This is a genomic window from Aureimonas jatrophae, from assembly GCF_900104035.1.
GTDB lineage: Bacteria > Pseudomonadota > Alphaproteobacteria > Rhizobiales > Rhizobiaceae > Aureimonas > Aureimonas jatrophae.
This window is the reverse complement of sequence record NZ_FNIT01000003.1, coordinates 93,422-112,166: the sequence shown is the minus strand read 5'-3', so window position 1 is coordinate 112,166 and position 18,745 is coordinate 93,422. Positions and strand designations below refer to the sequence as shown.

The following is an 18,745-nucleotide window of genomic DNA, read 5'->3' as shown; positions in this document are numbered from 1 at the left end:
ACGCTCGGGCTGCCTGAGTTGCACGCCGCGTATCCTCCGCCGCATCATGCGGGCAGGACCACGGTCTTCAGAACGGTGTCGTCCAGCCAGGCGTGCACCGGCTGTCCGAAAACCTTGGGATCGATGTCCTCGGCGGTCTTGTAGAGACCGTCGATGGCGATGAGTTCGGCCTCAAGCTTGCGGCAGAAGATGCGCGCGTTCTCGTTGCCGCTGGATCCGGCGAGCGCGCGCCCACGCAGGGCGCCGTACACATGGATCGAGCCCCCAGCGATCACCTCGGCGCCCGACGAGATCGAGCCGAGAATCGTGACATCGCCTTCCGGGAAGATGATCGACTGACCGGAGCGGACAGGTGTCTCGATCAGCAGCGAGGGCGTCGGCGCCGGCATCGCAAAGCGCGCCTGTACGGTGTCGGTTGCAGGCTTCGCGGCTGCTGGCGCGGCGTTCGCTTCCGGTACCTCGATGTCGGGTGCGTTGCGCCCGCCCTTCATCTCAGGCGGCATGCCGGGTCCGAGGATCGACGGCAGGGCACCTTCGATGCCCATGACGCGGACGTTCCGCTTCGTAAGTTCAGCCAGCAGATCAGCCAGCTGCTCACGGGTGATCGGTAGGCCGCTCACGTCCAGAACGATCGGACGGCCTAGGAAGAAGCCGGTGGATCGCCGCGCGAGATCGTCCAGCTGGGCCAGCCAGTCGCGGAACGGAAGTTCCGGCGACAGCACCAGAGCCAGGAAGGAGCGACCACGCAGGCGGACCGCTTTACGGGAGGTTAAGGTTTCGGTCATCATCGTTAAGGCTTCGTTGATGACCGACTGAACACCCTCAGGCTTAACCGAGGGTTAATTCGTACCCGATGGTGGGCGCCGAAAGGGAACCGTTGCGGATCAGTCGCGGAAGACGACGGTCTTGTCGCCGTTCAGGATAACGCGATTATCGAGATGCCATGCGATCGCTCGCGACAGGACCCGTCGTTCGATATCGCGCCCCTTGCGGACGAGGTCGTCGGGCGCATCCTGATGCGAGATGCGCTCGACATCCTGCTCAATGATCGGCCCCTCATCGAGATCGGCCGTGACATAGTGAGCGGTTGCGCCAATCAACTTCACGCCTCGCAGATGGGCCTGGTGATAGGGCTTGGCACCCTTGAAGCCCGGCAGGAAGGAATGGTGGATATTGATGCAGCGACCCGACAGTGCCGCGGACATCTCGTCCGACAGAATCTGCATGTAACGAGCGAGAACGACGAGGTCGGCACCCGTTTCCTCGACGATCGCGAGAATGCGGGCCTCCTGCTCACGCTTCGTGTCGCGCGTCACCGGAAGGTAATGAAAGGGGATGCCGTCGAAATCGTGGTGCCCGTAGGTCTCGCGCGGGTAGTTCGCCGCGATGCCGACGATGTCCATGGCCAACTCGCCGATCCGCCACCGGTAGAGAAGATCGGCCAGGCAATGATCGAAGCGTGAGACGAGAATCAGCACCTTCTGCCGTTTCGCGCTCGATGAGACACGCCAATCCATCCCGAAACGGTCTGCGATGGTTTCGAAGCCCTTGGTCAGACTATCCACCGTCACCACCGCCTGAACGATGGCAAAGCGCACGCGCATGAAGAAGCGTCCCGTCTCGGGATCATCGAACTGAGCCGCCTCACGAATGTCGGCCCCGTTGTCGAACAGGTGCCGTGATACGGCCGCGACGATACCCGGACGGTTCGGGCATGACAGGGATAGAATGAAGTCTTCGGGCGTGGGCACGGGCGTGCGGCTCCCTGGCTAAGGCGGAACGAACGGTTCGCCTTAGCGGATCGGTGCGGTGTCCGGTAGCGAAGACACGACAGCAGCCGGGAGAAGGCCGACCGCGGTCAGATCGAGCCCGCTTCCACCATGTAGTTGTTGGCCGTGCACATGGCGGCATCGTCGGACGCCAGGAACAGAACCATCCGCGCGAGATACACAGGCTCGATCGGTACTGGAATGCACTGGCGAGCCAATGTCCGGTCGAGAGCTTCGGGCGTTACCCAAAGCTCCTTCTGTCGCTCGGTCATCACCCAACCCGGCACCACGGTGTTAACGCGGATACGATGCGGTCCGAGATCGCGTGCGAACGAGCGCGTCATGCCGTGAACGGCCGCCTTGGCCGTCGTGTAGACGGGCATACCGCCGCCGGCCTCCCACCAGGAGTTCGAACCGAGATTGACGATCGAGCCGCGGTTACGGGCGATCATGTCCGGGGCAACCGCTTGGGTCGCGAAGAACATGTGTCTCAGATTCGTGGCGATGCGCTCATCGTAGTAGTCGGGCGTGACGTCCTGCCATCCGTGGCGATCGTCACGGGCGGCGTTGTTGACGAGAACATCGGCCGGTCCCACGCGCTCACGCAACCGACCGAGGGCATCGCGCAAGGCGTCGATATCGCGCAGGTCGCAAGGCTCGAAGGCGACCATGCCCTTCCCGGTCGCCTCGATTTCATTGACGAGTGCCGTGGCCCGGGCTTCGTCCAGATCAACAAAGCCGACGCGCGAGCCTTGCGCGGCAAACGCGCGGACGATGTCGGCACCGATCCCCGACGCACCGCCGGTGACGAACACGGAACGTCCCTCAAGGCTCGGGTAGATGGCAAAGCTCATGTCGGGGTTCCCTTTCGCGCCGTGCGCGGCGCCGGGGGTGTGACGGACGCGACCAGAGGCGTCAAGCGGCGCGGTCAGGCGAAGACCCCGCGATCTCGATTGAGGCGCCATACCGAAAGATTGAGCGCCACCGCAACGCTCACCCAAACGAGATACGGCACGAGCAACCAGGCTGCCGTCGCGCTGATCGGGGCGAATGCCGCAATGTTGGCGGCCACCAAGATCCAGAGCACGACGATATCTGCGAACGCCAGGTCCGGGCGACGCCGTCCGAAGAAGAGCCAGGACCACAGGAGATTAGCGACGAGTTGCGCAGCGAAGATCAGAAACGGCCAGCTCAACCCCTGCTGTCGCCAGACGAGCCACCCACTGATCGCGATCAGGATGTAGAGGATCGACCAGACGATCGGGAACGCGCGGTTCGGCGGTGTCCAGGCAGGCTTCTTCAGACCCCGATACCAGACACCCGGTTTGAAGATGATGCCGGTCGAGGCGACGGCCGCCGATAAAACAAGGAACGCAAGAAGCGACACGGCAGATTGTCCCCGACCAAACGGAAGGATAGCGTTCCGTTCGTTTAGTCCGGCTCTACGAAGGAACCAACCCGCCATGGCGACGCGCGTCGCATTCCTCTCCCTTCTCGTCCTACTTGGTTTGAGCCCGCTCGCCGTTGCGCAGGACTTCGGTCCCAGCGAAGCCGAGACGTTGCGGAGCGTCGAAAGCTGCATCGCGGCAGCTGGTGACGAGCCGCGGAGCTGCCTTGGCAAGGCAACGGAGAGCTGCATGGCGCTTCCGGGCGCGGTGTCCACGATGGCGACCGACGCCTGTCTCGAGACCGAACGAGCGGCGTGGGACACGATCCTCAACCGCAACTATCAGGCTGCCCTGAAGGCAGCTGAAGAGAAGGATCGCGAACTCTCCGCCAACTACGAAACCGACATCGTTTCCACGCTCAAGAGCGCTCAGCGCGCTTGGATCGCCTATCGCGATGCCGAGTGCGACCGCGTTTTCGCCTACTGGAAGGACGGCACGATCCGGACGTCGGCCACGCTGATCTGCCAACGCGACCTAACCGGAACGCGGGCCATCGAGCTCGCGGAAACAGCAGGTTGAGGAGGACAGCCTCACCTCGCGTGTGAGGCAGAGACCGCTGGCGCGACAAGACCCTTGCGGGGTCACGCGTCAGCATCGATACACGCCACCATGCCCAAGATTGCCTTTGTCGTCACCGAGGACTGGTTCTTCGCCTCGCACTTCCTGCCCATGGCACGCGCTGCGCGCGAGATGGGGCTGGATGTCATGGTCGTGACGCGTGTTCGGGACCATGCCGCGATCATCGAGGCAACCGGCGCTCGTGTTCGGGCGGTGGAAGCGGAGCGACGAAGTCTCAACCCTCACGCCTTGCTTCGCACCGTTCGCACCATGCGCAACGTCCTGGTGACCGAAAAGCCCGATCTCGTGCATTGCATCGCGTTGAAGTCGATCCTGACAGGCGGCGCGGCGGCTCGCGCGGCGGGCATCGAGCGCCGCGTCTTCGCACCGACGGGCCTGGGCCTCATCGGGGCTCGACGCGACGCGAAGGGAAGGCTCGGCCGTTTGATACTCCGGACCTTGTTGCGTGGCCCGTTGAGATCGTCGCGAACGGTCTTCCTATTCGAGAATCGTGATGACCCTCTCGTGCTGGGTTTCGACCCAGCAGACAAGAACTGCCGTTTCGTCGGTGGGGCGGGCATAGACCCGGATGCCCTGCCCGTTCAGTCGCCGCTGGGCGACGGGCCGCTTCGCCTTGCGCTGGTTTCGCGCATGCTTTGGTCGAAAGGCGTCGATACCGCGGTTGAGGCCGTATCGCTCGCACGTCGGAAGGGAGTCGACGTCGAACTCGACCTCTACGGGGCGCCTGATCCCTCCAATCCACGCTCGATCGCCCAAACGACGCTTGAGGAGTGGGGCCGACGCCCCGGCGTTCGCTTTCATGGCGCAACGCGCGATGTCGTCTCGGTCTGGGCAACGCACGACGCGGCGATCCTGCCCTCTCGCGGCGGCGAGGGCCTTCCGCGCACGCTGCTCGAGTCCGCGGCATGCGGTCGGCTCAACCTGACCACCGATGTTCCCGGCTGTCGCTCGTTCGTACGCGATGGCCTCGACGGCTTCGTTCGTCCGGTGGACGACATCGAGGGACTGGCGGCCGCCATCGAGCGGTTGGCGGCCTCACGGGAACTCGTCCACCGGATGGGCGCCGCTGCGGCCGAGCGCGTTCGAGATGGATACACCGAGCGAGACGTCATGGCGGCGCTCTCAGTGCTCTACAAGGAACTGCTCGAGGATCGGCTGGACGCTCACGAAGACTGGCGGACAACGCGCCAATCGTGAACGGCCCGGTAACGGCAACGGGTTGCTTTCGCACCCGAAACCGATAGCCCTTGCCGAAACTGCCGCGTCCGGAGCCTCCGCCCATGACCCCGATCCCGTTCATCGATCTTGCTACGCAGCGCGACCGCGTGCGTCCCGCCGTCGAGGCGCGGCTTGGGCGAATCATGGATCAGGGCGCCTTCATCATGGGTCCCGATGTGGCTGAGCTCGAGTCGGCGCTCGGCGTGTTCACGGGCGCGCGCGAGACCGTCACCTGCGGCTCGGGCACGGACGCACTTGTCATGCCGCTCATGGCTTGGGGCATCGGCGCGGGCGACGCGGTCTTCGTGCCGAGCTTCACCTTCGCGGCGACCGCGGAGGTCGTGGGTCTCGTCGGTGCGACGCCTGTCTTTGTCGATGTCCTGCCCGGGACCTTCAACCTCGATCCCGCCCATCTTCGCCAAAGTGTCGAAGAGATCGTGCGGCGTGGCGAGCTTGTGCCGCGGGCCATCATCGCCGTCGACCTGTTCGGACAAATCGCGGACTATGCACCGATCCGGGCCGTCGCGGATGAGTTCGGGCTGAAGTTGATTTCGGATGCGGCCCAGGGTTTCGGTTCGACACGCGATGGTCGGCAGGCCGGCGCCTTCGCCGATGTGGTCGCCACCAGTTTTTATCCGGCGAAGCCGCTGGGCTGCTGGGGTGACGGCGGAGCGATGCAGACCGACGACGCCGACCTTGCCGCGATCCTGCGATCGATTCGCATTCATGGTCAGGGCACCGACAAGTACGACAACGTGCGTCTGGGTCTGACGGCACGGCTCGATACGTTCCAGGCAGCCGTACTGGTCGAGAAGCTCGCGATTTTCCCGGACGAGATCGAAGCCCGCACACGTATCGCCCGGCGCTACCACGAGCGTCTGGATGGGCTCGTCCTGCCACAGACGATCGATGACAACGTCGTTTCGACGTGGGCGCAGTACACCGTCCGCATTCCGGGCGGCCAACGCGACACGTTCACAGTTGCGATGCGAGAACGCGGCGTTCCCACCGTCATCTACTACGGCAAGGGCCTGCATCAGCAGACGGCCTACCGTCATTGGCCGGTCGGCGGCAACGGGCTGCCGGTGACGGAGGCTTTGTGCCGGGACGTCGTCAGCCTGCCGATGCACGCGTATCTCGACGAAGCCACACAGGATCGCATCATCGATGCAGTTCGTGAGTCGCTCGACGTCCTCAACCGCGCGGTGGCTGAGACGCCGATCAGCGGTCGAGCGTAAAGCGTCGAAGGAGCTGGCGCGCAATGCGCCAGACGGGCCGCGGTGTCCGCACATAGGCATGGTGCGCCGCCAGGAGAAGGTAGGGGTGCCGTCCCCAGAAGCGGCTGATCGGCAGTGCGAAAGGGTTGGACGTTCTGGCAACCGCTGATTCGGTGAGCGCCGTCCGAGTTGCCGCGTCGAGCTGCGGAGCTGCCAGCAGATCCGGAAGAGCCTCGGCGGCCGTAACCCAGTAGCCTGAGCGCTCGCAGACGAGCGCGAAAAGCCTCTCCACCGCATGGGCTGCCGTTCCATCAAGCTGACCCTTCTCCTTGGGAAAAAGGTCGTCGAGTACGGTTTTAGCAAAGGGACGCAACGCCTTGCGCCGAAACCAGAACATGGAGCCGGCAGCGAAGCGTTTCCGGGTCAGTTCCTCGAAGTCGAGCGGGATATCCATCCGGTCGGCAACGCGGCGCATGGCACGCCGGTTGAGGGCGATCCGGCCTTCCAACGGCAATAGATGCGCCAGCGGTGCAACCAGGCCCAACTCATGGTCACGCTCCATCAGGCGCAGCGCGGCTGGCGTGCCCCCCTCGCCGCCGAGAAGCGAGTCCATCATGTACCGACGCCAGTCCTCACCGTCGGCCCGGTGTTTGGAACGCTTGGTATGGAGCTTCAGTCCGAGTTCGAAACCATCGCCCATCTCACGTAAAGCGTGCAGGAACGGCAGAACATCGCGACCACGATTTTCCGTGCGGAGCCGACGCGCAAAAACCAGATGAGGCGACCGAACCTCGGCCAGCGCGATGCCATCATCGCGGCATGTGATGACGAGACCGAATGGTCGATCGAAGGCGGTCGCGATCTCGCGCGCCATGTCCGCCCAGACGTCCGCGTAATGAACGTGGACGATGACGACCGGCACGCCGGGGTCCGTCATCGTGCGGACGCTCTCTCCAAGGCATCAAGGCAGCGAACGACCCCCGAGCGCCAGTCCGGCAACCGGTGCCCGATATCACGGACGAAGCGAGCCGTGTCGAGCCGCGAGTTGGCCGGCCGCTTGGCAGGTGTGGGATACTCGCGGGTGCTGATCGGTTCGACTTGCGCCGACGGACCGCCCCGCTCGGCGGAGCGAGCGAAGATCTCTTCAGCGAACCCCGCCCACGTCGTCTCTCCGTCCGCGACCATATGAAAGATTCCCTGCGCGTTCGGATCTCGGGCTTGGAGCCGATGCGCGACCGCCAGGATGCCCTCGGCGATATCGGGAGCGTAGGTCGGCGTCCCGTGCTGATCCCCAACCACACGGACGACATCGCGGTCGCCGGCCAGTCGTAGCATCGTCTTCAGGAAGTTTTGCCCGAACGGTCCGTACACCCACGCGGTGCGCAGGATCGCATGAGCGGGGTTGGCCGCGGCAACCGCGCGCTCACCCTCGAGCTTCGACCGGCCGTAAACCCCTTGCGGGCCGGTCGGATCGTCCTCCCGGTAACGTTCCATGCCGAGGCCATCGAACACGTAGTCGGTCGAGATGTGGATGACCGGAAGGCCATACTCAACAGCGACGGTTGCGACGTTGCGCGCGCCGTCCCGGTTCACCAGGAAGGCCAAGGCCTCGTCGCTCTCGGCTCGGTCCACGGCCGTATAGGCAGCGGCGTTGACCACGATATCGGGCTTCAGCTCCGCCACGATACCGCGGACGGACTGCGCCTGCGTGATGTCGAGATCGGGCCGTCCGACAGCGACGACCTCGGCGCTGTTCCCATTCAAGGCGACCAGCGCCTGAGCGACCTGTCCCTCGCGCCCGGTGACCAGAATGCGCATCGGGTCAGACCTTTTCCGCCGTCTTCGAGCCGAGCCGCTCTCCGGAATAGCGCTTCTCACGGATCGGACGCCACCAGCTCTCGTTGTCGAGATACCAGCGGATCGTCTTCTCCAAGCCCGTATCGAACGTCTCTTCCGCGCGCCAACCCAGCTCGGTCTCGATGCGGGTGGCGTCGATCGCGTACCGCAGGTCATGCCCGGGACGGTCCGTCACGAAGTCGATGAGCTGGCGGCGCGGACCGGTATTGAGCGGTGGCGCGAGGCGATCGAGAGTGTCGCAGATCGTTTCGACGACGGTCAGGTTCGAGCGCTCGTTGCGCCCGCCGATGTTGTAGGATCGTCCGGGTACGCCCTTGGTGGCGACGAGCGCCAGCGCCTTGGCATGGTCGCCGACATACAGCCAGTCGCGGACGTTCTCGCCGCGTCCGTAGACCGGCAAGCGGCGACCTTCCAGGCCGTTGAGGATCATCAGCGGGATGAGCTTTTCGGGGAAGTGGAACGGGCCGTAGTTGTTGGAGCAGTTCGAGAGGACGACCGGCAGATGGTAGGTGTGGAACCAGGCCATCGCGAGATGATCGGACGCGGCCTTCGACGCCGAGTAGGGCGAGGACGGAGCGTAGGGCGTGTCCTCGGTGAAGAGGCTGTCGTCGAGCGGCAGGTCGCCGTATACCTCGTCGGTCGAGATGTGATGGAAGCGGAAATTCGCCTTCCGGCTGTCCGGAAGCTTCGCCCAATAGGCGCGCACGGATTCCAGAAGCTCGTAGGTACCGACGATATTGGTCTGGATGAAGTCGCCCGGACCGTCGATCGACCGGTCGACGTGGCTCTCGGCCGCGAGATGCATCACGGCGTCCGGCTTCTCTGCGTCCAGCAACTCGGAGACGAAACGCCGGTCGAGAATGTCCCCGCGCGCAAACCGATAGCGCGGGTTCTCCTCGATCGGAGCCACCGAGCCAAGCGTCGCCGCGTAGGTCAGCTTGTCGAGGTTGACGACCGAATGGTCGGTATCGGCGATCAGGTGGCGACAGACCGCGGACCCGATGAAGCCGGCGCCGCCGGTGACGAGGATCTTCATCGGCTGGCCTCCTCGAAGGTGAAGGGCGTCTCGGCCTCCTCCAGCGTCGGCGCGGCGGCGTCCTTGGCTGAAAGGACCGGTTGGCGGCCACCGAGCGGCCAGTCGATACCGATCGCCGGGTCATCGAACCGGATTGACCGGTCGTGTTCGCCACTATAGCGCGCCGTCACCTTGTAGAAGACTTCGGTGTCCGGCTCGAGCGTCAGGAAGCCGTGCGCGAAACCCTTCGGCACCAGGATCTGATTGAACAGGTCCGCCGACAGTTCGAGCGAGACCCATTGGCCGAAGCTGGGCGAGCCGTTGCGGATATCGACGGCGACGTCGAGTATCCGCCCACGCAACACTCGCACGAGCTTGTCCTGCGCGAAGGGCGGTTCCTGGTAGTGAAGACCGCGCAGCGTGCCCGCCTCGGCGGAGTAGGACTGGTTGTCCTGCATCCAGTCGAGATCGATGCCGTTGTCACGCAGCCGGTCCCGGTTGAAGGTCTCGGAGAAGAAGCCGCGATCATCCCCGAACTTGCGTGGCTTGATCTCGAGAACCTCTGGAATGTCCAGCTGCCGTACGTCCAGCATTCGTCGCAATACCTCGGGATGAGCGGACAAGCCGCGCGATGCCGACCGGACTTGCTGGCCCGGACCGGCGGTTTCCGCGCAGGGCCTATCGCATGGAACGGGCGGGCTCAAGCGTCCCGCGCTTCGGCTACGTCGACGCTCCGCTCCCGGATGTCAGGAACTCCTGTTTGGAGCCCTCCCCTATCAGTGGACGCTGAGCCCCTTGTCGTCGAAGCGGTGAAGGCGTCCGGGCTCCGGCGTCAGGAAGACGGTATCTCCATGACCCACCCGGAAATCGCCGGGTGAGCGGGCGGTCACCTGTTCACCGTTGTCGAGCTTCACGTGCACGAATGTGTCGGAACCGAGATGCTCGGATACGCCAGCGGTCCCGCGCAGCTCGCCGCCCGACGTGGAGAGCGCCAGGTGCTCCGGACGAATGCCCATGGTCGCGGCCCCGGCACGAGCCGCGTACTCTCCCTTCAGGAAGTTCATCTTCGGAGAGCCGATAAAGCCGGCGACGAAAAGGTTGGCCGGACGAGCGTAGAGTTCGAGCGGCGAGCCGACCTGTTCGATGTTTCCCCGGTTCAGCACGACGATCTTGTCGGCCATGGTCATCGCTTCGACCTGATCGTGCGTGACGTAGATCATCGTCGTCTTGAGCTGCTGATGCAGCTCCGAAAGCTCGAGGCGCATGTTGACGCGCAAGGCGGCGTCGAGGTTCGACAAGGGCTCATCGAACAGGAAGCCCTTCGGTTCACGCACGATCGCGCGGCCGATCGCGACGCGCTGACGCTGACCGCCGGACAGCTCGCGGGGACGTCGCTGAAGGTAGTCGGTAAGGTTGAGCGTCGCGGCCGCGGCCTTCACCTTCCGGTCAATTTCGTCCTTCGGCATGTTCGCCATCTTCAGCGGAAAGCCGATATTGGCCGCAACGGTCATGTGCGGATAGAGCGCGTAGGACTGGAACACCATGGCCAATCCCCGCTTGGCGGGAGGCGCCTCGGTCACATCGCGGCCGTCGATCACGATCTTGCCGCCCGACACGTCTTCTAGCCCTGCGATCAGCCGCAGAAGCGTCGACTTTCCGCAGCCGGATGGTCCGACGAAGACCACGAATTCGCCGTCCCGGATGTCGAGGTCGATGCCAGGGATGATCACGGCGTCGCCAAAGGTCTTGCGCACCTTCTGGAGTTGGATCGCACTCATGTACGCGTTTCCTTTGCGAGACGGGTCATTTCACGGCGCCGAAGGTCAAGCCGCGCACGAGCTGCTTCTGCGAGAACCACCCGATAATGAGAATAGGGGCGATGGCGAGCGTCGAGGCGGCGGAGAGCTTTGCGTAGAAGTTGCCCTGCGGACTGGAGAAAGAGGCGATGAAGGCCGACAATGGGGCCGCGTTGGTGGTGGTGAGCAGGAGCGTCCAGAAGGCCTCGTTCCAAGCCAGGATGACGTTGAGAAGGATCGTCGATGCGATGCCCGGTACGGCCATCGGCGCCAGGACACGAAAGAGCTCCTGGCGCAGGTTCGCCCCGTCCATACGCGCCGCCTCCAGGATCTCGCCGGGGATCTCCTTGAAGTAGGTGTAGAGCATCCAGACCATGATCGGCAGGTTGATCAGGAACAGGATGACGATCAAGCCGAAGCGGCTGTCGAGCAGTCCGAAGTTCCGGAACAGGATCGTGATCGGCACCAAGGCGCCGACCGCCGGCATCATCTTCGTCGACAGCATCCAAAGGAGAACGTCCTTGGTGCGGGGCGTCGGCGAGAAGGCCATGGCCCAAGCGGCGGGGATCGCGAAGAGAAGACCCAACGCCGTCGAGCCGAGCGAGAGGTAGATCGAGTTCAGAAGGAACGAGAAGTAGTTCCGCTGCTCCTGGATCGCGACGTAGTTCTCGGTTGTCCAGTCGAAGAACAGGAACTTCGGCGGGATCGCGATCGCGTCGAGTTCGGTCTTGAACGAGGTCAGGATCGTCCAAAGGATCGGAAAGAAGATCAGGAGCCCGACCGCCCAGGCGAGGACGGTCATACCGATCTTGCGGCCGGGCGAGACGCGACGCGACATGGGCTCAGGCCTCCAGGTTCTTGCCGACGAAGCGGACGAGCACGATCGATACGAGGTTCGCCAGAATGACCGCGACGATACCGCCTGCCGACGCTGTACCGACATCGCCTTCCAGCGAGATGATCGAAGCGATCAGGAACGGCAGGTTCGACGATGAGGTACCGCCACCGGTCGTGACGAAGATTTCGGCGTAGACCGACAGAAGGAAGATCGTCTGGATCAGGATCACGATTGTGATCGCGCGCTTCATATGCGGAAGCGTGATGTAGAAGAAGATCGACAGCGGCTTCGCGCCGTCCATCTCGGCCGCCTCCTTCTGATCCTCCGACAGCGATTGCAGCGACGTGAGAAGAATTAGCGTCGCGAAGGGAAGCCAGATCCACGCGACGATGATGATGATCGACAGCAGCGGGTAGTCCGTCAGCCAGTTGATCGAGGGCATTCCGATCGCATTCAACCCCTGCCCGATCACACCATAGACCGGGTTCATCATCATGTTCTTCCACACCAGAGCCGCCACGGTCGGCATGACGAAGAAGGGCGCGAGTACCAAAAGACGGACGGGTGACTGACCGAAGAACTCCTGATCCAGCAACAGAGCGATCAGCGTGCCGCCGATCACCGTGATCGCCAGAACGCCGGCAACCAAGATCAGGGTGTTCTGGAACGCGCTGAAGAAGCGCGGGTCGGTCAGAAAGTACTGGTAGTTCTCGAAGCCGACGAAGGGCGTCTCGGGATTGTAGAACCCGTATCGCAACGTCGAGAAATAGATCGTCAGGACCAGCGGGACGATCATCCAGATGAAGAGCGCGATGACGGATGGCGCCATCATGGCACGTGCGGCGGACTTCGTATGGGTGGTCGCCATGGACTCGATCCGGAAAGGCGGCGGCCCGAGGGGACCGGCAGCGGTCAAACGGGACTCCCGCGCCGGAAAGCCGACGCGTTCTGGCAGTCTCGAAGAAACGAAGGGAACGGGACGACGCGTCAGCTGACACGCGGCGCGAATGATCCCTCCGGATGCCTACAAAAGCACCCGGAGGGACGGGATCCGAACCTACTTGATGTAACCCGCGCGAGTCATCTCGCGGGTGGCCTGGGCCTGCGCGGCAGCAAGAGCCTGATCGACCGTCTGCTGCCCGGACAGTGCAGCCGCCATCACCTGGCCGACGGCAGTGCCGAGACCCTGGAACTCGGGAATGGCAGCGAACTGCAGACCGACATAGGGCTTCTCAGGTCCCATCGACGGGTCGGCGCGGTTGATTGCCGCCAGGGTCTGCTCGGCGAACGGCGCAGCCTTGGTATATTCCGGGTTCTGATAGAGCGAAGTCCGCGTGCCCGGAGGTACGTTGGCCCAGCCCTCCTTGGACGCGACGAGGTCGGCGTAGGCCTTGGACGTCGCCCAGGAGATGAAGGTCTCGGCCGCCTCTTTCTTCTGCGACGAGGCTGGGATCGCGAGCGACCAAGCCCACAACCAGTTCGCACCCTCGTTCGGGCAGTTGTCCGTTCCGCAAGGGGCGGGCGCGAAGCCAACCTTGTCGGGAACCTGGCTCTGCTTCGGGTCGGTCACGAACGAGGCGGCGACGGTGGCATCCATCCACATGCCGCACTTGCCCTGCCCGAACAGCGACAGGTTCTCGTTGAAGCCGTTCGAGGCCGCGCCCGGAGGGCCGTACTTCGTCATCAGATCGACGTAGAGCGTGACGGCCTTCTTCCAGCCTTCCGACTCGAACTGCGGCTTCCAGTTGGCGTCGAAGTAGTTGGCGCCGAACTCACGGGCCATATTGCCGAGGAACGCCATGTTCTCGCCCCAGCCCGGCTTACCGCGCAGGCAGATGCCGTAGACGCCCGCGTTCTTGTCGGTCATCTTCTCGGCAGCCTGCGAGATGAAGTCCCAGGTCGGCTTCTCGGGCATCGTCAGCCCAGCCTTCTCCAGCAGATCCTTGCGGTACAGCGTCATGACGCTTTCCGCGTAGAACGAAGCGGCGTAGAGCGTTCCGTCGGTCGAGAGAGCGGCGCGGATCGGAGGCAGCAGGTCGTCGGCGTTGTATTCGGCGCCGAGGTTGCTCAGCGGTGCCAGCCACTGCTGCTTCGACCAAATCGGAACCTCGTAGGTGCCGATCGTCATGATATCGAACTGACCACCCTTCGTCGCGATGTCGGTGGTCACGCGCTGACGCAGCACGTTCTCTTCCAGGGTCACCCAGTTGACCGAGATGTCGGGGTGCTGCTTCGTGAACTCCGACGTCAGACCCTGCATGCGGATCATGTCGTTGTTGTTCACGGTGCCGATCGTGAGCGTCGTCTGCGCCAGTGCCGGTGCGGTCGCCAGCGCTGAGAAGGAGATGGCGCCCGCCACCCATGCGCGGTAGTTCATGAAGAGCCTCCCAAAGCCCAGTAACGGGCAAATACCCGGTGTCCGGGCAAATTCCCACCGATGCCGGAGTCTTGTCAAACGATTCTCGTGCCGCAGTGCACGCGCCGTGATCAAGGCCCGCTGCGCTATATCTTTCCCGGCGCGGATTTCTTGGCAAGACCCTTCGGAGCGTCTGTTCCGTCTGCGTCGGAACCCGCTTCCAACAGGAGGCGCGCCGTCTCCTCGTCGGTAATGAGTTCATCAACGAGGTGACCACGAAGCGCTCCCAGAATCGCGTCGACCTTGGACGCGCCCGCCGCGACCGCTACGACGCGCGTTGTGTCTGGAAACGGCAGCGGAGCGCTGAGGACGCGGCGCGTCAGTGCGCAATCGATGACGCGCCCATTCCGGTCGAAGATCCAGCCGATGATCTCGCCGACCGCGCCGAGCTCGATCACCTCGGCGCATTCTTCGGCGGAGATGAAGCGATCGGCCAGGAGCGGGGCACGAGGACCCATCTCGCCGACGCCGACGAAGGCAAGGTCGGGACATCGAGCCAGTTCATGGAGCGAGCGCAGCATCGCTTGTTCACGCAAGACGGTGCGCTCGTGCGGCGATGGCGCGACGACCGGGAGCGGCATCGGGTAATGGGCCGCCTCGATCTTGTCCGCCAAAGAGAAGATGACGTTATAGACGGCCGCCGTCCCATCCGGCGCGATGCTGCCGGTCAGCGACACGATCCGGTGCTGCGGACAGCGCATCGGCGACATCTGCTCGACCGCCGAGCGAAGACTGCGACCAGTCCCGACGCCGATCACAAGGGGTTCCGTGCGCTGCAGCTCGCGTTCCAGACGGGCAGCGCAAGCCGAGGCAATTCCGGCCAGCGACGGCTTCGACGGATCGGCCAGAGCGACCTCCACGCCATCCAGGCCAAAGCGGTCCGCCAAGGAGCGCCCGAGCTCCAGCGTCTCGGCGACCGGATGCTCGATGCGCACGCGCACGAGCCCCGACGACATGGACAAGGAGACCAGCCGTTGAGCCGCCTGACGCGACAATCCAAGCTTGGCGGCGATCTCGTCCTGCGTATTGCCGGCGACATAGTAGAGCCAGCCGGCACGCGCCGCCATATCGAGCCGGTTTGCCGGCTCCTCCCTCGTTTTGGCCATCGTTCCCTCCCCGGCCCTGCGGGCGGGCAAGATGGGCGAGGGAGTGACCCGCATGCAAGCGCGCATTCGCCCGTCCACCGATTCGAGCGTCGTGAGCGTCCAGGCGACGGAAAACGCTTGGCAAGACGGTCAATTCGCGCATCATTCCCGCAGGGCAACAATTTGGAAGGACGGGGCTTGAGCGGGTTCGACGAGATGCTGGTGTCCGATAAGGACGTGCGAGCGCCCTATAGCCGCTTCCACTCCTGGTATGCGCAACAGGTCCCACAAACCCTGGCCCAGAAGGCAACGGAGGCCGAAAGCTTCTTCCGTCGAACCGGCATCACCTTCAACGTCTACGGCGAGCAGGAGGCCGCGGAGCGTCTGATCCCGTTCGACATCGTGCCGCGCATCATCTCTGGGTCCGAATGGGGTCGGCTTGCCGAAGGGATCGAGCAACGGGTCAAGGCGCTGAACGCCTTTCTCGACGATATCTACCACGATCAGGAGATCGTGCGCGCCGGGGTCGTTCCCAGCCGCCTCATCGAGAACAACGAGGCGTTCCTGCCGCAAATGGTGGGGTTCCGACCTCCGGGCGGCGTTTATACGCACATCATCGGTGTCGACATCGTGCGCACCGCCGAAAACCAGTTCTACGTCCTGGAAGACAACGCGCGGACCCCGTCCGGCGTGTCCTACATGATCGAGAACCGGGAAACGATGATGCAGATGTTTCCCGAACTCTTCGCGCAAAACCGGGTTCGCCCCGTCGAAACCTATCCCGGTCACCTGCGCAGATCGCTGTCAGCCGTCGCGCCGTCCGCGTGCTCGGGGTCGCCGCGCGTCGCGATCCTGACCCCGGGCATCCACAACTCCGCCTACTATGAGCACGCTTTCCTGGCGGACCAGATGGGCGTCGAACTCGTCGAGGGCTCGGACCTCAAGCTGATCGACGGTCGCATCGCGATGCGAACGACGGAAGGCTACCTGCCGATCGACGTCCTCTACCGCCGGGTCGACGACGCCTATCTCGACCCCCTCGCCTTCCGGCCGGACTCTATGTTGGGCGTGCCCGGAATCATGGACGTTTATCGGTCGGGTGGCATCACCATCGCGAACGCGCCGGGCACCGGTATTGCCGACGACAAGGCGATCTATTCCTACATGCCGGCGATCGTCGAGTTCTACACGGGCCGTCCCGCCATCCTCGAGAACGTGCCGACGTTCCGATGCGCCGAGGCCGACAGTCTGGCGCACGTTCTCGACAATCTCCACGAACTCGTCGTGAAGGAAGTGCACGGTTCGGGTGGCTACGGGATGCTCGTCGGTCCTGCTGCGTCCAAAGCTGAGCGCGAGGCGTTCGCCGCCAAGCTCCGCGAGCGCCCCGGCAACTACATTGCGCAGCCGACACTGGCGCTCTCGACCGTGCCGATCCTGACCGAGGCGGGTCTGGCGCCCCGGCACGTCGATCTACGCCCCTTCGTGCTGGTCAGCGACATCGTCAAGATCATTCCCGGCGGCCTGACGCGCGTCGCGCTCAAGCAGGGATCTCTCGTGGTCAACTCCAGCCAAGGCGGCGGCACCAAGGATACCTGGGTGCTCGAGGACTGACGCAGCCGACGCGTCCAGATCCGCCCTTTCCCCATCCTCGGAGGCTACTGCCGACCTCATGCCGCTTCTTGGACGCACTGCCAACGGTCTCTTCTGGATGCAACGCTACATCGAGAGGGCGGAAAACACGGCCCGCCTCCTCGACGCCGGCCTGCGTCTCTCGCTCACGAACCTGATCGGACAGCCGGAAGAGTGGCAATCGGTGCTCGTCTCGGCGGGCATCGAGACACAGTATCTCGCCAAGTACGATGACTTCGCGCCCGAACGCATCATCGACTTCATGGTCCGCGACCTCGATAACCCGTCGTCGATCCTGTCCTCGATCGGCGTCGCGCGCTCGAATGGGCGCATGGTGCGAACCGCGTTGACGCGCGAGACATGGGAAGCGCTCAACGAGAGCTGGATCATCCTGCGTTCGCGCTTTGCCCGCCCCGTCGACGACCTTCCCGCCGTTCTCGACCTTGTGAAGGCCCGCACCGCGCTGATTCGCGGCGCGTTCTACGGCACCATGCTGCGCAACGAGATCTTCGATTTCTGCAATCTCGGCACGTTCCTGGAACGCGCCGACAACACGGCTCGCATTCTCGACGTCAAATACTGGGTTCTGCTGCCGGACCACTCCTCGGTCGGCTCCTCGTTGGACAACTACCAGTGGGGCTCCCTCCTGCGATCGGTCTCGGCTCTACGGTCCTACGCATGGGAGTACGAGCCGGAGTTCCGAGCCGCGGACATCATCGACTTTCTCGTCCTCAACCGGCGCATGCCGCGCTCGCTCAGCTACTCGTACCGCTGCATCAACGACAGCCTCGACTACCTGGCTAAAGCCTACGGTACCGAGCACGAGTGCCATTGCCTGGCGCGCGAGACGGCGGCCCGGCTCGAGTCGCGCGGCGTGAAGGAGATCATCGACGCAGGACTGCACGAGTTTCTGGAGGACCTGATCGTCGACGGAAATCGTCTGTCCAACGAGATCGCCCGTTCCTACAGCTTCTTCTCGTAGGCACTCGGGCTGGGATCGTCGCCGTACCCGCGAGCGAACGGCACACCGCAACGTCTTGTGGTCTGTTCCAGCCTCGCGCGATAAGCAGGCGCGCAGGCCGAGACGCTGGCCGCTTGGAGAGACCGGACCCATGACCTACTGCGTCGGAATGCTTCTCGATCGAGGCATCGTGTTCATGTCCGATACGCGGACGAACGCAGGCGTCGACAACATTTCGGTCGTCACGAAACTGCGGTCCTGGAGTGCGCCGGGAGACCGCTTCGTCTGCCTTCTGTCGGCGGGCAACCTGGCCACGACCCAATCGACGATTTCGCTTCTGGAAGAGCGCGGCATCCTTCCGGCGGAGCGTCGAGGCAATTTCATGAAGCAACCCTCGATGTTTCAAACCGCGAAGCTGGTCGGTGAAACGCTGCGCGAGGTCATTTCCTATACGGCGGAAGGGGGTCCGAATGCGGAAAGCCGGTTCCTCGGCTCGTTCATCCTCGGCGGTCAGATCAAGGGCGGACGGCCTCGCCTCTTCATGATCTATCCGGAAGGCAACTTCATCGAGGCCGGTCCCGACAACCCGTTCTTCCAGATCGGCGAGCACAAGTACGGACGGCCGATCATCGTGAGGACCTATGACCCGGCGATGCGCATGGAAGACGCCGTGAAGCTTCTGCTCGTTTCGTTCGATTCGACCATCAAATCCAACCTTTCGGTCGGGCTACCGATCGATCTGCAACTCTACGAGACCGATGCGCTGACCGCAGGGTACCGCCAGCGTTTCGACCAGCGCGACCCTTACTTCCGCATGATTTCGGACGGCTGGTCCGACTCGTTGAAGGCCGCCTTCGACAACCTCCCCGGCTTCGTTCCCCAGCCTTCGATAAAGCCGGCCAACGCTTGATCGGGCG

Annotated in this window: 19 protein-coding genes; 6 read left to right on the top strand and 13 right to left on the bottom strand. The window is 63.8% G+C overall.

The annotated features are described in order from the left end of the window. Positions 1-44: 44 nt before the first annotated feature. The 4 genes from minC to BLQ76_RS22730 form a co-directional block, all read right to left on the bottom strand. The gene (minC, locus tag BLQ76_RS08235; RefSeq protein ID WP_090672644.1) at positions 45-785 is read right to left on the bottom strand and encodes a septum site-determining protein MinC; all 741 of its coding nucleotides are present in this window, start codon (positions 783-785) and stop codon (positions 45-47) included. A 99-nt stretch (positions 786-884) separates the two neighbouring features. Next, positions 885-1,751 carry a formyltetrahydrofolate deformylase gene (gene purU, locus BLQ76_RS08230; RefSeq protein WP_090671739.1) on the bottom strand — a complete coding sequence of 289 codons (867 nt, stop codon included), beginning with the start codon at positions 1,749-1,751 and terminating at the stop codon, positions 885-887. Between the two features lie 107 nt (positions 1,752-1,858). Beyond that, positions 1,859-2,623, bottom strand: a complete 765-nt coding sequence (locus BLQ76_RS08225) for an SDR family NAD(P)-dependent oxidoreductase (protein WP_090671736.1) — start codon at positions 2,621-2,623, stop codon at positions 1,859-1,861. Positions 2,624-2,697: 74 nt separating this feature from the next. After that, complete coding sequence (locus BLQ76_RS22730) at positions 2,698-3,408, bottom strand: TspO/MBR family protein (protein ID WP_342028246.1); 711 nt, start codon at positions 3,406-3,408, stop codon at positions 2,698-2,700. Positions 3,409-3,433: 25 nt separating this feature from the next. Between BLQ76_RS22730 and BLQ76_RS22055 the strand changes: the two genes are divergently transcribed. The 3 genes from BLQ76_RS22055 (at position 3,434) to BLQ76_RS08205 (ending at position 6,252) form a co-directional block, all read left to right on the top strand. Next, the gene (locus tag BLQ76_RS22055; RefSeq protein ID WP_170842518.1) at positions 3,434-3,736 is read left to right on the top strand and encodes a lysozyme inhibitor LprI family protein; all 303 of its coding nucleotides are present in this window, start codon (positions 3,434-3,436) and stop codon (positions 3,734-3,736) included. 90 nt (positions 3,737-3,826) lie between these two features. After that, the gene (locus BLQ76_RS08210) at positions 3,827-4,993 is read left to right on the top strand and encodes a glycosyltransferase family 4 protein (protein WP_090671729.1); all 1,167 of its coding nucleotides are present in this window, start codon (positions 3,827-3,829) and stop codon (positions 4,991-4,993) included. Between the two features lie 83 nt (positions 4,994-5,076). Beyond that, a complete protein-coding gene (locus BLQ76_RS08205) occupies positions 5,077-6,252 on the top strand; it encodes a DegT/DnrJ/EryC1/StrS family aminotransferase (protein ID WP_090671727.1) in 1,176 nt (391 codons plus the stop codon). Here BLQ76_RS08205 and BLQ76_RS08200 read toward each other — a convergent pair. From BLQ76_RS08200 to BLQ76_RS08160, 9 genes are all read right to left on the bottom strand, one after another. Beyond that, positions 6,236-7,168: a rhamnan synthesis F family protein gene (locus tag BLQ76_RS08200; protein ID WP_090671723.1), complete on the bottom strand. Its 933-nt coding sequence runs from the start codon at positions 7,166-7,168 to the stop codon at positions 6,236-6,238. The two genes, BLQ76_RS08205 and BLQ76_RS08200, sit on opposite strands and share 17 nt — an antisense overlap. Next, positions 7,165-8,049 carry a dTDP-4-dehydrorhamnose reductase gene (gene rfbD, locus BLQ76_RS08195; protein WP_090671720.1) on the bottom strand — a complete coding sequence of 295 codons (885 nt, stop codon included), beginning with the start codon at positions 8,047-8,049 and terminating at the stop codon, positions 7,165-7,167. The genes BLQ76_RS08200 and rfbD overlap by 4 nt, the downstream gene beginning before the upstream one ends. 4 nt (positions 8,050-8,053) lie before the next feature. After that, positions 8,054-9,124, bottom strand: coding sequence for a dTDP-glucose 4,6-dehydratase (rfbB, locus tag BLQ76_RS08190; RefSeq protein WP_090671718.1), 1,071 nt, complete (start codon positions 9,122-9,124; stop codon positions 8,054-8,056). Further along, entirely contained in the window at positions 9,121-9,696 is a 576-nt protein-coding gene (gene rfbC, locus BLQ76_RS08185; RefSeq protein ID WP_090671715.1) for a dTDP-4-dehydrorhamnose 3,5-epimerase, read from the bottom strand. Before rfbC ends, rfbB begins: the two co-directional genes overlap by 4 nt. 183 nt (positions 9,697-9,879) lie before the next feature. Next, positions 9,880-10,881 carry an ABC transporter ATP-binding protein gene (locus tag BLQ76_RS08180; RefSeq protein WP_090671712.1) on the bottom strand — a complete coding sequence of 334 codons (1,002 nt, stop codon included), beginning with the start codon at positions 10,879-10,881 and terminating at the stop codon, positions 9,880-9,882. Positions 10,882-10,906: 25 nt separating this feature from the next. Next, entirely contained in the window at positions 10,907-11,737 is an 831-nt protein-coding gene (locus BLQ76_RS08175) for a carbohydrate ABC transporter permease (RefSeq protein WP_090671709.1), read from the bottom strand. Between the two features lie 4 nt (positions 11,738-11,741). After that, a complete protein-coding gene (locus tag BLQ76_RS08170) occupies positions 11,742-12,605 on the bottom strand; it encodes a carbohydrate ABC transporter permease (RefSeq protein WP_090671706.1) in 864 nt (287 codons plus the stop codon). Between the two features lie 189 nt (positions 12,606-12,794). Next, on the bottom strand, positions 12,795-14,114 hold the full coding sequence (locus BLQ76_RS08165) for an ABC transporter substrate-binding protein (RefSeq protein ID WP_090671703.1): 1,320 nt from the start codon (positions 14,112-14,114) through the stop codon (positions 12,795-12,797). A gap of 125 nt (positions 14,115-14,239) precedes the next feature. Next, positions 14,240-15,259, bottom strand: coding sequence for a sugar-binding transcriptional regulator (locus BLQ76_RS08160; protein ID WP_090671700.1), 1,020 nt, complete (start codon positions 15,257-15,259; stop codon positions 14,240-14,242). A gap of 177 nt (positions 15,260-15,436) precedes the next feature. Between BLQ76_RS08160 and BLQ76_RS08155 the strand changes: the two genes are divergently transcribed. The 3 genes from BLQ76_RS08155 to BLQ76_RS08145 all read left to right on the top strand — a co-directional run bounded on the left by BLQ76_RS08155 (position 15,437) and on the right by BLQ76_RS08145 (position 18,738). Beyond that, positions 15,437-16,849, top strand: coding sequence for a circularly permuted type 2 ATP-grasp protein (locus BLQ76_RS08155; protein WP_090671697.1), 1,413 nt, complete (start codon positions 15,437-15,439; stop codon positions 16,847-16,849). Between the two features lie 58 nt (positions 16,850-16,907). After that, positions 16,908-17,849 (top strand): alpha-E domain-containing protein, encoded by a 942-nt coding sequence (locus BLQ76_RS08150; protein ID WP_090671694.1) that lies wholly within the window; start codon positions 16,908-16,910, stop codon positions 17,847-17,849. A gap of 130 nt (positions 17,850-17,979) precedes the next feature. Continuing rightward, on the top strand, positions 17,980-18,738 hold the full coding sequence (locus BLQ76_RS08145) for a proteasome-type protease (RefSeq protein WP_090671691.1): 759 nt from the start codon (positions 17,980-17,982) through the stop codon (positions 18,736-18,738). The last annotated feature ends 7 nt before the right edge of the window (positions 18,739-18,745 follow it).